The sequence below is a fragment of the Pseudomonas sp. TREG-RG-20F-10-E-6-01 genome (assembly GCF_022662455.1).
In the GTDB taxonomy this organism is placed as follows: Bacteria; Pseudomonadota; Gammaproteobacteria; order Pseudomonadales; family Pseudomonadaceae; genus Aquipseudomonas.
In genome coordinates this window covers 248483-261379 of record NZ_JAKNQP010000003.1, presented here as the reverse complement: position 1 = coordinate 261379, position 12897 = coordinate 248483, and the positions used below count along the sequence as shown (strand labels likewise).

Annotated in this window: 11 protein-coding genes; 10 read left to right on the top strand and 1 reads right to left on the bottom strand. The window is 61.2% G+C overall.

Annotation, left to right across the window (positions count from 1 at the left end):
- The first annotated feature begins 3 nt into the window (after positions 1-3).
- From L8K08_RS11595 to L8K08_RS11580, 4 genes are read left to right on the top strand one after another with little or no spacing between them, the layout of a single operon-like run.
- Positions 4-813 (top strand): helix-turn-helix domain-containing protein, encoded by an 810-nt coding sequence (locus L8K08_RS11595; protein ID WP_242196903.1) that lies wholly within the window; start codon positions 4-6, stop codon positions 811-813.
- Between the two features lie 49 nt (positions 814-862).
- A complete protein-coding gene (locus tag L8K08_RS11590; RefSeq protein WP_242196901.1) occupies positions 863-2269 on the top strand; it encodes an FAD-dependent oxidoreductase in 1407 nt (468 codons plus the stop codon).
- A 26-nt stretch (positions 2270-2295) separates the two neighbouring features.
- Positions 2296-2637, top strand: a complete 342-nt coding sequence (locus L8K08_RS11585) for a cupin domain-containing protein (RefSeq protein WP_242196899.1) — start codon at positions 2296-2298, stop codon at positions 2635-2637.
- A gap of 60 nt (positions 2638-2697) precedes the next feature.
- Positions 2698-3777 (top strand): polyamine ABC transporter substrate-binding protein, encoded by a 1080-nt coding sequence (locus L8K08_RS11580; RefSeq protein WP_242196897.1) that lies wholly within the window; start codon positions 2698-2700, stop codon positions 3775-3777.
- A gap of 282 nt (positions 3778-4059) precedes the next feature.
- Here the strand turns inward: L8K08_RS11580 and L8K08_RS11575 are convergent, their stop codons facing one another.
- The gene (locus tag L8K08_RS11575) at positions 4060-4845 is read right to left on the bottom strand and encodes a helix-turn-helix transcriptional regulator (RefSeq protein WP_242196894.1); all 786 of its coding nucleotides are present in this window, start codon (positions 4843-4845) and stop codon (positions 4060-4062) included.
- 199 nt (positions 4846-5044) lie between these two features.
- Between L8K08_RS11575 and L8K08_RS11570 the strand changes: the two genes are divergently transcribed.
- The 6 genes from L8K08_RS11570 to L8K08_RS11545 all read left to right on the top strand — a co-directional run bounded on the left by L8K08_RS11570 (position 5045) and on the right by L8K08_RS11545 (position 12895).
- Positions 5045-6409: an APC family permease gene (locus L8K08_RS11570; protein WP_242196891.1), complete on the top strand. Its 1365-nt coding sequence runs from the start codon at positions 5045-5047 to the stop codon at positions 6407-6409.
- Positions 6410-6418: 9 nt separating this feature from the next.
- Positions 6419-7522, top strand: a complete 1104-nt coding sequence (locus tag L8K08_RS11565; protein WP_242196888.1) for a P1 family peptidase — start codon at positions 6419-6421, stop codon at positions 7520-7522.
- A gap of 367 nt (positions 7523-7889) precedes the next feature.
- Positions 7890-9323: a serralysin family metalloprotease gene (locus tag L8K08_RS11560; protein ID WP_106578104.1), complete on the top strand. Its 1434-nt coding sequence runs from the start codon at positions 7890-7892 to the stop codon at positions 9321-9323.
- 48 nt (positions 9324-9371) lie between these two features.
- Positions 9372-9740, top strand: coding sequence for a protease inhibitor Inh/omp19 family protein (locus L8K08_RS11555; RefSeq protein WP_106578105.1), 369 nt, complete (start codon positions 9372-9374; stop codon positions 9738-9740).
- A gap of 102 nt (positions 9741-9842) precedes the next feature.
- On the top strand, positions 9843-11597 hold the full coding sequence (locus L8K08_RS11550) for a type I secretion system permease/ATPase (RefSeq protein WP_242196885.1): 1755 nt from the start codon (positions 9843-9845) through the stop codon (positions 11595-11597).
- Positions 11594-12895: an HlyD family type I secretion periplasmic adaptor subunit gene (locus tag L8K08_RS11545; RefSeq protein WP_106578107.1), complete on the top strand. Its 1302-nt coding sequence runs from the start codon at positions 11594-11596 to the stop codon at positions 12893-12895. The genes L8K08_RS11550 and L8K08_RS11545 overlap by 4 nt, the downstream gene beginning before the upstream one ends.
- Positions 12896-12897 lie beyond the last annotated feature (2 nt).

Here is a 12897-nt window from a genome sequence, read left to right as displayed (position 1 = left end):
CCCATGCCGCAGACCGCTCCGGACGACGATTGCCAACACACCCAAGCCACGGGCGATCTGGTGCTGCGTCACCACCTGTGCTGGCGCCATCGCGATCTGGATGGCGTGATGTCCTATTACCATCCGGACATTCAGTACCACGACTTCTTCCAGAACCGCGTCATCGGCTACACCGAACTGCGTGACTACCTGCAAGCCAGCATGCCGCGTGGCGCCGATGAAGCCATTGAGCACACCGACCGCATTCGTGCCGACGGCGACACCGCGTTCATCCAGTACCGCATCACCTTGCGGGGCGGCCAGGGCCTGGTGTCGTTTCGCACCAGCGAGGCCATCACTGTGCGTGACGGGCTGATCTGGCGGGTCAACGAATACGCGTCACTGGTGCACGAACAGCCAACCCGGGCCATGCGCCCCACGGTCAGCCGCCTGGGTTTGTCGCCCCAGCAATTGGGGCACATGGCCAATGACCTGCAACACTATTTCGAACTCAAGCAGCCCTACCTGGACCCGGAACTTGACCTGCAACGGGTTGCCAAGGAATGCGGCTACAGTCGCAATCAGATTTCCTACCTGTTGAACCAGGTGCTGGGGCAGAGCTTCTACCGCTACGTCAACCAGGCCCGGCTTCAACACTTGCTGGCCGCGCTGGATAACGCCGTACCGCCGATAAAAGTCGATGACCTGGCGTTCGCCGCCGGTTTCAATTCACTGTCGGCGTTTTACAGTGCCTTTCGTCAGCACACCGGCCAGTCGCCCAAGGCCTACGTCAAACAAATTTCTCTGCGTGCACGCGCGCAAGACAGCCCATAACACCGCGCTCTAGGATCCAGCCTATCGAAACGAGGTAGGGGAGCTTGGCATGCCGGCATGGCGCAATATCAGTTTATGGATGGACCAGTTGGACGACCCGCTGCTGGCGCGGCCGGCCTTGGAGCATGACCTGGACGTCAACGTGGCCATCATCGGTGCCGGCTACACAGGCCTGTGGACGGCCTATTACCTGAAACGCCAGGCACCCGAGCTGAAAATTGCAATTATCGAAGCGCAAACCGCAGGTTTTGGCGCCTCTGGCCGCAACGGCGGCTGGCTGATGGGCAATTTGCTCGGCGAAGATCGCCTGCTCGCCGGGCTTGACCCGCAACAACGCCGCGCCTCCTTTGACCTGCTGCACGGCATTCCCGATGAAGTGGCACGGGTGCTGGCCCGTGAGGGCATCGACTGTGACTACCGCAAGGGCGGCGCGCTGTACTGCGCCGCGCGCTACCCCGAGCAGGAAGGCAGCCTGCGCCGCTACCTCGAAAAACTCTACGCCCAAGGCCTGACAGCAGACGATTACCGCTGGCTGAGCCCGCAACAGCTGGCCGAACAGATCCGTATCGCCAAACCCTATGGCGGCATCTACGCGCCGCATGTGGCGACGATCAACCCGGCCAAACTGGTGCGTGGCCTGGCGCGCGTCGTGGAGAGCATGGGCGTCACCCTCTACGAAAACAGCCCGGTCACCCATTGGCAGTCCGGCAGCCTGCGCACCGCCAAGGCGGGAGTGCGGGCCGCTTGGGTGGTGCCGGCGGTGGAGGGCTATGCCACCACGCTGCCGCCGCTGGGTCGCTATCAGTTGCCGGTACAGAGCCTGATTGTCGCCACCGAGCCGCTGCCCGCCAGCACCTGGGATGAAATTGGCTTGAGCCACGGCCAGGCCTTCGGCGAAAGCAGCCGCCAGGTCACGTACGGCCAGCGTTCTGCCGACAACCGCCTGGTGTTCGGCGCGCGGGGCGGCTACCAGTTCGCCGGTAAATTGCGCCACAACTTCGACCTGACCGACAGCGAAGTGGAACTGCGTCGCTACCTGTTTGGCGAACTTTTCCCACAGCTGAAGAAGGTTCGGATTACCCACTCGTGGGGCGGCAACCTCGGCATGTCACGTCACTTTCGACCGCACATGCTGTGTGACCACAAGACCGGCATCGCGCTGTCCGGGGGTTACGGCGGGGAGGGCGTAGGCGCCAGCAACCTGGGTGGCCGCACCCTGGCTGACTTGATCCTGGGCCTCGATACGCCGCTGACCACCCAGCCTTGGGTGATTCGCGAACGTGGCCTGGACGCGCTCAAGGCCTGGGAGCCCGAGCCGTGCCGCTGGCTGGGCTACAACGCGATCATTCGCAGTTTCGTCCATGAAGACCAGGTATTGGCCAACCCCAATACCGCGCCCTGGCGCCGCAAGCTGGCCACCGGCGTGGCCGGGTTCATGGAAGGCTTCATGCACTAAGACGTTTCACTCACACGGGAAAACCCATGAGCATCACTCAATTCAAAGACACGCTGAATGCCCACTTGCCGGACTCGTCACCGGTGGCCGTGCCCTTGGGCGAGCCCGTCGCCGTGGCCTCGACCTTAAGTGTGGAGCGCAACGACGGCGTCGAAACCGGCATCTGGGCGTGCACGCCAGGGCGCTGGCGTCGGCAGATCAAATCCCAGGAGTTTTGCCACTTTATCCAGGGCCGCTGCACCTTCACGCCCGATAACGGTGAAGTCGTCCACATACAAGCCGGTGATGCACTGATGTTGCCGGCCAACAGCACCGGAGTCTGGGATATCCAGGAAACCGTGCGCAAGACCTATGTATTGATTCTGTAACGCTTTGATCCTTGATCGCCTGCCATAAAAACAGCCCTAAAACCGCCAGGAAATCGAACCATGAAAGCCATTGCCCTGTTGCCCTTGATGTTGGTGGCCACTATCAGCCAGGCCGCCGAGACGGTGAAGATCTACAACTGGTCGGACTACATCGCGCCGGACACCACCAAGCACTTCCAGCAAGAGACCGGCATCGGTTTCACTTACGACGTGTACGACAGCAACGAAACCCTCGACGGCAAGTTGATGACCGGCAAATCCGGGTATGACGTGGTGTTTCCGTCCAACCACTTCATGGCCCGGCAAATCCAGGGCGGCGCCCTGAAAAAGCTCGACAAGAGCCAGTTGCCGAACTGGAAAAACCTCAACCCGGTGCTGCTCAAGGCCCTGGAAAACAACGACCCGGGCAACCAGCACGGCTTCCCGTACCTGTGGGGCAGCACGGGCATCGGCTACAACATCGACAAGGTCAAGGCCGTGCTGGGCGACAACGCCCCGGTGGATTCCTGGGACCTGATTTTCAAGCCGGAGAATATGGCCAAGCTGCAAAAATGCGGCGTGGCGATCCTCGACAACGGCCCGGAACTGCTGCCGGCGGCGCTTAACTACCTGGGCCTGCCGCACCACAGCAAAAAGCCCGAGGACTACAAGAAAGCTGAAGACCTGCTGATGAAAGTGCGGCCGTACGTGGCGTACTTCCACTCTTCGAAGTACACCGCTGACCTGGCCAATGGCGACATCTGCGTGGCCGTCGGCTTCTCCGGCGACATCCTGCAAGCCGAGAGCCGCGCCAAGGAAGCCAAGAACGGCGTGAACATCGGCTACAACATTCCCAAAGAAGGCGCCGCCATCTGGTTCGACATGGTCGCCATGCCGGCCGACGCGCCTGACGAAAAGGCCGGCTATGCGTTCATGAACTACCTGCTGCGCCCGGAAGTGATGGCCAGCATCACCAACTACGTGCACTACGCCAACGGCAACGCCGCCGCCGACAGCCTGGTGGACCCGGCGATCAAAGCCGACACCAAGGTGTACCCGAGCCCGGAAATGATGGGCAAGCTGTTTGCACTCGAAGCAATGCCGCTGAACATCGACCGGGTTCGTACACGGGTGTGGAACACCATTCGTACCGGGCGATAGGCTTAGCTGCTGTGGCGAGGGGTTGTTGTGAGAAGCGGGCTCCCTGTGTCGAGCGGGCTTGTTGTGGCGAGCGGGCTTGCCCCGCGTTGGGCTGCGAAGCGGCCCCAAAACCTGCCGCTGAGGACCGCCTGATACACCACATTCATCCCTACTGGGGCCGCTTCGCGCCCCAACGCGGGGCAAGCCCGCTCGCCACAACAAGCCTGCCCACCACAGTAACCCTGCTCACCACAGTAACCCTGCCAGCCACAACAACCCGGCTCATTACAACCGCGCATGCAGTCAGGGGTGTTCCAAATCATGCCCCAGCGACTGGATAAACAACGAAAACAGCTCCGGCTGTGACGAGATATCCAGCTTCGCGTACAGGTGTCGCCGGTGCACCTTCACGGTGTCCGGCGAGATCTTCAGGCGTTCGGCCATGGCCTTGGACGAGAACCCGCGCAGCACCAGGCGCGCCACTTCCAGCTCCCGCTCCGAGAGCACACCACTGCCGAAAAGGCTCAGCGCATCCCGGATCTGGCTGTCCATCGCCGGCGCGCGTTGGGTACTTTGCTGCCAATGCTGGTGCATCAACGGCAACACCCAGGCTGCCAGCATCGTCATCAACCCGGTTTCCTCAACGCTGAACCGCCGCTGCATGCCCAGCGATAACGACAAGGTCCCCGTACCCGGGACTTGCAGGATGAACTGCACCTCGTCCTCGAGCACGTTGTCGTGGAAGTAGTTGAGGAAGTATTCACTCTGGCGGAAATGATCCGGCGCGACTTCCTCCAGGCGATACACACCACTGGCATAACCCTCGCGGCAGGCCTGGTAAAACGGGTCGAGCAAGTACAGGCCATTGAGGTACACCAGCATCGACGCCGGTTTACTGCTGGGCTGGGCGTCGTATTCTTCCAGGGCCTGGGGCGGGCCGTCGGCAGGATAGAAAATCGCCAGCGCGTTATCGAACGGCAGGCATTGGTGTAGCAACAGCACCAGTTGCTTCCAGAACCGCTCGGTGCCGATATGCGCGACGGTGCGGCCCAGGCCTGCGTGCATGCCGACCTCTCTGAACAGGCTCATCTCACAGGCTCCCACCCTCAAAATATCGGCCAAGGGTTCGGCTTTTAGCGCGTACCGTCAAGGGGAGTACGCCAATAGGGGAATTGGCCTGCCTACACGCAGCGTTTACTTTCTCGACCATCCAGTGGGAAACATATCCCGCAAACGCCAGACCTTTCGTTTCTGCCTCACATCAAAAACAACGACAGAGGATAACGATATGAGTGCTTCCCCCGCGCCAGACGGCGTGCTCAAACCCACGCTGAGCGTGTTCGATGTGGTCACCATCACCGTTTCTGCGGTGACGCCGGCCAGTTCCGTGTTTGTGATTGCCCCGTTTGCTATCCAGCAAGCGGGCAGTGGTGTGTTCCTGGCGTTTGTGATGGCCGGCTTGCTCGCCTTGATGTTCGCCTTCTGCTACGCGGAGCTGGGCCGCGCGCGCAACAGTGCCGGTGGCGAATACGTCTACGCCAAGCGGGTGTTTGGCGGCATGGCCGGCTACGCGACCTTCCTGACCGTGCTGGTGATGCTGCTGTTTATCCCACCGGTGTTGGCCACTGGCGCGGCGACCTACCTGAACAATGCCCTGGGCACGCAGTTCGATTCGCAAACCGTCGCCCTGGTCATCGTGGTGTGCAGCTACGCGCTGGGCATCCTCAATATCAAGCTCAACGCCTGGATCACCGGCACCTGCCTGCTGCTGGAAATCGCCGCGTTGCTGGTGATTGTGTGCATCGGCTTCGGCAACCCGGTGCAGCCGGCCAGCGTGTTGTTCCAGCCGCAAATCGTCGAAAACGGCGTGCTGCACCTGGCGCCGTGGGGCTTGGTGATCGGCGCGGTCGGTATCGGCTTGTTTTCGTACAACGGTTACGGCCCCGCCGTGTTGTTGGCTGAAGACATGAAGTGTGGCGGCAAAGGCGTGCACAAGGCGGTGCTGTGGTCACTGGGGCTGGTGGTGGTGATCGAACTGGTGCCCATCACCGCGCTGTTGATCGGCGCGCCGTCGTTGAGTGCGATGATCAGCAGCCCGGACCCGATCGGCTACCTGCTGACCAGCCACGGCAATGAAACGCTGTCGCGGCTGGTCAGTGCGGGGATCTTCCTCTCAGTGTTCAACGCGATTGTCGCCATCGTCATCCAGATTGGCCGCGTGGTGTTCAGCAGCGGCCGCGATGCGCTGTGGACGCCGCGCATCAACACACTGTTCACGCGCATTCACCCGCGCTGGGATTCGCCGTGGCTGGCAACCTTGTTCCTGGCCATCCCGTCGGCGCTGTTGAGTTTCAGCTCCAACCTGGCGGACCTCACATCCTTCAGCGTGTTACTGATCATATTGGTGTACCTGGCGGTGGCCTTGTGCGCGCTGATGAGCCGGGTGCTGCTGCGTGATCGCGAGCATCCTTATCGCATGCCGTTATGGCCGCTGCCGGCGGTGTTGGCCGTGCTGGGCGCAGGTTACCTGCTGGTGACCTTGATCTACGCGGCGTCGGTGCGCGACATCATGATCATCATCGGCTTGCTCGCGCTGTCGGTCATTTTTTATTGCATCAGTGGCCGGTTGAGTCCGGCGTATCAAAAATTGTAAGGAGTGGGTATGCGTGCACGTCAATTGGGCATCACGTTGGGGCTGGGCACGCCCGGCGAATTGAATGCCATCACCGATGTGCCGGGCGTTCGGGTCGGCCACAGTACGCTCAAGGCGTGTATCGACGGCAAACAAGTGCGTACCGGTGTCACCGTGATCCAGCCGCGCGAAGGCGAGGCGCGGCACCAGCCGTGCTTCGCCGGGTATCACGTGCTCAACGGCAATGGCGATGCCACCGGCCTTGAATGGATCAGCGAAGCGGGATTGCTGACCACGCCCGTGGCCATCACCAACACTCACAGCATCGGCGTGGTGCGTGACACCTTGATCGCCCTGGAGCGTGAGCGCCTGGCGGACCCGGCGGTGTATTGGTGCATGCCGGTTGTGATGGAAACCTACGACGGGCTGCTCAATGACATCTGGGGCCAGCACGTCAAGCCCGAGCATGTGCGCGAGGCGCTGGATAGCGCCCAAGGCGGCCCGGTGCAGGAAGGCGCAGTGGGCGGCGGCACCGGGATGATCTGCCATGAGTTCAAGGGCGGCATCGGCACCGCCTCGCGGCGGTTGCCGGCCGAGCAGGGCGGCTGGACCGTCGGCGCGCTGGTGCAGGCCAACCACGGCAAGCGTCAGGAACTGCGGGTCGACGGTTACCCGGTGGGCCGCCACTTGATGGGCATTGCTTCGCCGTTTGCCGCGCGTGGCACGCCGGGCATGGGCTCAATTGTGGTGATCATCGCCACCGACGCGCCCTTGCTGCCGCACCAATGCCAGCGCCTGGCGCAACGCGCCTCGATTGGTATTGCGCGCACCGGCGGTGGCACCGAGGATTCCAGTGGCGACCTGTTCCTGGCATTCGCCACCGGCAACCACGAGCTGCCACCGGCCGATTACGGGCGCAAGAACCTGCCGCTGAGCAGCGCGTTGCAGATGCTCAACAACGACCATATTTCGCCGTTGTTCAGCGCAGCGGCGGAGGCGGTGGAGGAGGCGATCATCAACGCCATGCTGGCCGGCGAGGACATGACCACCGAGGACGGCGTCAGGGTGCCCGGCCTGGCGGATGAGACCTTATTGACCGCACTAAACAAGTGCGGTTGGAGCGTGTCCCCGTAATAGGGGACAACTCTAATTAATTATCTAAGTAGTGGCTCTTTAATGTCGCCAATGACACCGTGACAATATATTGGATCCATTATTCAAGTGCGCCGCTCAAGTTGAGCGGCTTTACTGCTATTTAATATTTAAATACCACTCGGGCCGGCGCTTTTGCGCAAACGCAGTTGTCCCCAATAAACACTGCCTGCGACTTCCTTAACTTGAATCCACGTCACATTTTCATCGCGGAAATATTTGTAGACGAAAGATTTCAAGTTGTGTCAGTTTCGATACGCCTTCAAAAGAGGCGAGTGATAGGACGATCTCGCCCGCGGGGTTCCTATCGACCAAAGACTGATGCACTTGCAAACAAGGAAGTACGTTTATGTCAAAAGTAAAAGACAAAGCTATTGTTTCTGCCGCGCAAGCCAGCACTGCTTACTCGCAAATCGATAGCTTCAGCCATCTGTACGACCGTGGCGGCAACCTCACGGTGAATGGCAAACCGTCCTTTTCCGTGGACCAGGCAGCGGACCACCTGCTGCGCGATGGCGCCTCGTACAAGGATGTGAATCACAACGGCAAGATCGATCTGACCTACACCTTCCTCACCTCGGCTTCCTCGGCCACCCTGAACAAACATGGGATCTCCGGGTTCAGCCAGTTCAACGCCCAGCAGAAAGCACAGGCCGTACTGGCCATGCAATCCTGGTCGGATGTCGCCAACGTGAGCTTTACCGAAAGCGCCTCGGGCGGTGACACGCACATGACCTTCGGCAACTACAGCGGTGGCCAGGATGGCGCGGCTGCCTTCGCTTACCTGCCCGGCACCGGCGCAGGCTACGACGGCACCTCGTGGTACCTGACCAACAGCAGCTACACGCCGAACAAGACCCCGGACGTGAACAACTACGGCCGGCAGACCCTGACCCACGAAATCGGCCATACCCTGGGCCTGGCTCACCCTGGCGACTACAACGCCGGGACCGGCAACCCTTCGTACAAAGACGCGGACTATGGACAGGACACGCGTGGCTACAGCGTCATGAGTTACTGGAGCGAAAGCAACACCAACCAGAACTTCACCAAAGGCGGCGTCGAAGCTTACGCTTCAGGCCCGCTGATCGACGACATTGCCGCGATCCAGAAGCTCTACGGTGCCAACTACAGCACCCGCGCCGGTGACACCACCTACGGTTTCAACTCCAACACCGGGCGTGATTTCTACAGCGCTACTTCCAATGCCGACAAGCTGGTGTTCTCGGTATGGGACGGTGGTGGCAACGACACCCTGGACTTCTCCGGTTTTACCCAGAACCAGAAGATCAACCTCAATGAGGCCTCGTTCTCCGACGTTGGCGGCCTGGTGGGCAACGTGTCCATCGCCAAGGGCGTCACGGTCGAGAACGCCTTCGGCGGTTCGGGCAACGACCTGATCATTGGTAACAACGCAGCCAACCTCATCAAGGGCGGTGCCGGCAACGACATCATCTACGGCGGTGGCGGTGCGGACCAACTGTGGGGCGGCGCCGGCAACGATACCTTCGTGTACGGTGCCAGTTCCGATTCCAAGCCGGGTGCTGCTGACAAGATCTTCGACTTCACCTCGGGTTCGGACAAGATCGACCTGTCCGGCATCACCAAAGGTGCGGGCTTGAGCTTCGTCAACGCATTTACCGGGCATGCCGGCGATGCTGTACTCAGCTATGCCTCGGGTACCAACCTGGGCACCTTGGCCGTGGACTTCTCCGGGCACGGTGTGGCGGATTTCCTCGTCACCACCGTTGGCCAGGCTGCGGTCAGCGACATCGTAGCGTGATGTAAAGCGCGCGGCGCTCCGGCGCCGCGCTCTATGATGGAGCAGCACATGCCGCGTTTTTCTCATTTGATCGCCTGTGCTTCACAGGTGTTGTTCGTGTCGGCAGGAGCCCACGCAATGGCTAGCAGTCTTGTTTTACCCACCACCGCCCAGTTGGCCGGCCACTGGCAGTTGCACCAGCAGGATCAAGTGTGCGCGTTGGACCTGTTGGACCAGCCTAACGCGCTGGCCGGTGACGTGGCGTGCGCCGCGCAATGGCTAGGCGATAAACCGCTGACCTGGTTGCCGACCCCGGACGGCATCTGGCTGATGAACGCCCAGGGCACGGGCATTATCCATTTGAACCGTGAAAAAGACGGCGAATATAAAGGGCAGACGCCTTCAATTCCCGAAGTTGTCCTGCAACGAACACCTTAATTAACAGTTATAAGCATATAACCCGATTTTAATAGTTGGCCGCCCTACTGTGGGGTCTGGGCAACTAGTGCGCGTAATTCGCTTCAGGGAAGATCAGAAGATATGGCGAAGTCCCATGCGGTTGCGCCCTTATTCAGGGCGTTGGGTGAATACAAGAGTATTTTGATCAGCATCGGCTGTTTTACCGCATTGATTAACCTGTTGATGCTGGTGCCGTCGATTTACATGCTGCAAGTGTACGACCGTGTGTTGTCCTCCCAGAATGAAACCACCCTGGTGATGTTGACGTTGATGGTCGTCGGCTTCTTTGCGTTTATCGGCACGCTGGAAGTCGTTCGCAGTTTTATCGTGATCCGGATCGGCAGCCAGTTGGAGCGGCGCTTCAACTTGCGCGTCTACAAAGCCGCCTTTGAACGCAACCTGCAGCGCGGTCAGGGGCACGCCGGGCAATCCCTTGGCGACCTGACCGTGATCCGCCAATTCATCACGGGGCCTGCGCTGTTCGCGTTCTTTGATGCACCGTGGTTTCCCATCTACCTGTTCGTGATTTTCCTCTTCAACGTGTGGCTTGGCGTGCTGGCAACGGCGGGCGCGGTACTGCTGATCGCGCTGGCGTGCCTGAATGAATACCTGACCAAAAAACCGCTGGGCGAGGCGGGCGCGTTTTCCCAGCAATCGACCCAGTTGGCCACCAGCCATTTGCACAACGCCGAGACGATCCAGGCCATGGGCATGCTCGGCGCGTTGCGCAAGCGCTGGTTCGCGGTGCATTCGCAATTTCTTGGCTATCAGAACAAGGCCAGCGACACCGGCTCGGTGATCACCTCGCTGAGCAAGTCCTTTCGTCTGTGTTTGCAATCACTGGTGCTGGGCTTGGGCGCCTTTCTGGTGATCAAGGGCGACATGACCGCCGGGATGATGATCGCCGGTTCCATCCTCATGGGCCGCGTGCTCAGCCCCATCGACCAACTGATTGCGGTGTGGAAGCAGTGGAGTTCGGCCAAGTTGGCTTACCAGCGACTTGACGAATTGCTGCGCGAATTTCCGCCGGAAGTCGAACACATGGCGCTGCCGGCGCCCAACGGCCAGGTCAGTTTCGAACAAGTCAGCGCCGGCCCGCCCGGGCGGCGCGTGCCGACCCTGCATCAGGTCAGTTTCAACCTCGGTGCGGGCGAAGTGCTTGGCGTGCTCGGCGCGTCGGGTTCGGGCAAATCCACCCTGGCCCGCGTGCTGGTGGGTGTGTGGCCAACCCTGGCCGGCACAGTGCGCCTGGACGGCGCCGATATCCATCGCTGGGACCGCGACGACCTAGGCCCCCATATCGGTTACTTGCCCCAGGACATCGAACTGTTCAGCGGCAGCATCGCCGACAACATTGCACGGTTTCGCGACGCCGACCCGGAACGGGTGGTGCAGGCCGCGCAACAAGCCGGTGTGCATGAGCTGATCCTGCGCCTGCCACAGGGTTACGACACGGTGCTGGGCGACAACGGCGGCGGCCTGTCCGGTGGCCAGAAGCAACGCGTGGCCCTGGCCCGCGCGCTCTACGGCGGGCCGCGCTTGATCGTACTGGATGAACCCAACTCCAACCTCGACACCGTCGGCGAAGCCGCGCTGGCCAGTGCCATCGTGCAGATGAAAGCCCAGGGCAGCAGCGTGGTGCTGGTGACGCACCGGTCCTCGGCGCTGGCCCAGGCCGATAAGTTGCTGGTGCTCAACGAAGGCCGTTTGCAGGCCTTCGGCCCCAGCCAGGAAGTGCTGCGCGCCTTGTCGGGCCAGCAGCAGGAAGCACCACGAGAAAAGGCCGGCGTGAGCCTCAGCCGTCAGTACCAAGCCGGAAGGAATCCAGGCGCATGAGCAGCCTTACATTTGAGCAACGTGATGCCGGTTTTTTCGTAAAAATGGGTTGGCTGCTGACCATCGTCGGCGCCGGCGGCTTCTTTCTCTGGGCCAGCCTGGCGCCTCTGGACCAAGGCATTCCGGTGCAAGGCACGGTGGTGGTGTCGGGCAAGCGCAAAGCCGTGCAAACCTTCAGCCCCGGCGTGGTCAGCCGGATTCTGGTGAAGGAGGGCGAGGTGGTCAAACAAGGCCAGCCGCTGTTTCGTCTCGACCAGACCCAGAACCAGGCCGACGTGCAATCCCTGCAAGCCCAGTACCGCATGGCCTGGGCCAGCGTGGCGCGCTGGCAGAGCGAGCGCGATAACCGCTCCAGCATCACCTTTCCGGCCGAGTTGAGCGCCAACCCCGATCCGGCGCTGGCCCTGGTGCTGGAAGGCCAACGCCAACTGTTCAGCAGCCGCCGCGAGGCGTTTTCCCGCGAGCAAGCCGGGATTCGCGCGAATATCGACGGTGCCACCTCGCAACTCAACGGCATGCGCCGTGCCCGCAGCGACTTGTCCGCCCAGGCCCAATCCCTGCGCGACCAACTGGCCAACCTGCAACCCTTGGCCGACAACGGCTATATCCCGCGCAATCGCTTGCTCGATTACCAGCGTCAACTGTCCCAGGTGCAACAGGACCTGGCGCAGAATGCCGGCGAAAGCGGCCGCGTGGAGCAGGGCATTCTTGAATCACGGCTCAAGTTGCAGCAGCACAGCGAGGAATATCAAAAGGAAGTGCGCAGCCAACTGGCCGACGCCCAACTGCGCAGCCTGACCCTGGAGCAGCAGCTCACCTCGGCCGGCTTCGACCTGCAGCACAGTGAAATCAACGCACCAGCCGATGGCATTGCGGTCAACCTCAGCGTGCACACCGAAGGCGCCGTGGTGCGTGCCGGTGAAACCCTGCTGGAAATCGTGCCCCAGGGCACACGTCTTGAAGTCGAAGGGCGTTTGCCGGTGAACCTGGTGGACAAGGTTGGCACGCACTTGCCGGTGGATATCCTGTTCACCGCCTTCAACCAGAGCCGCACCCCGCGCGTGCCGGGCGAAGTCAGCCTGATTTCTGCCGACCAGATGCTTGATGAAAAAACCGGCCAGCCGTACTACGTGCTGCGCACCACGGTGAGCGAGGCCGCACTGGAAAAACTCCATGGCCTGGTGATCAAGCCGGGCATGCCTGCCGAGATGTTCGTGCGCACCGGCGAGCGCTCGTTGCTCAATTACCTGTTCAAGCCGCTGCTGGATCGCGCCGGCTCCGCGTTGACCGAGGAATGAGC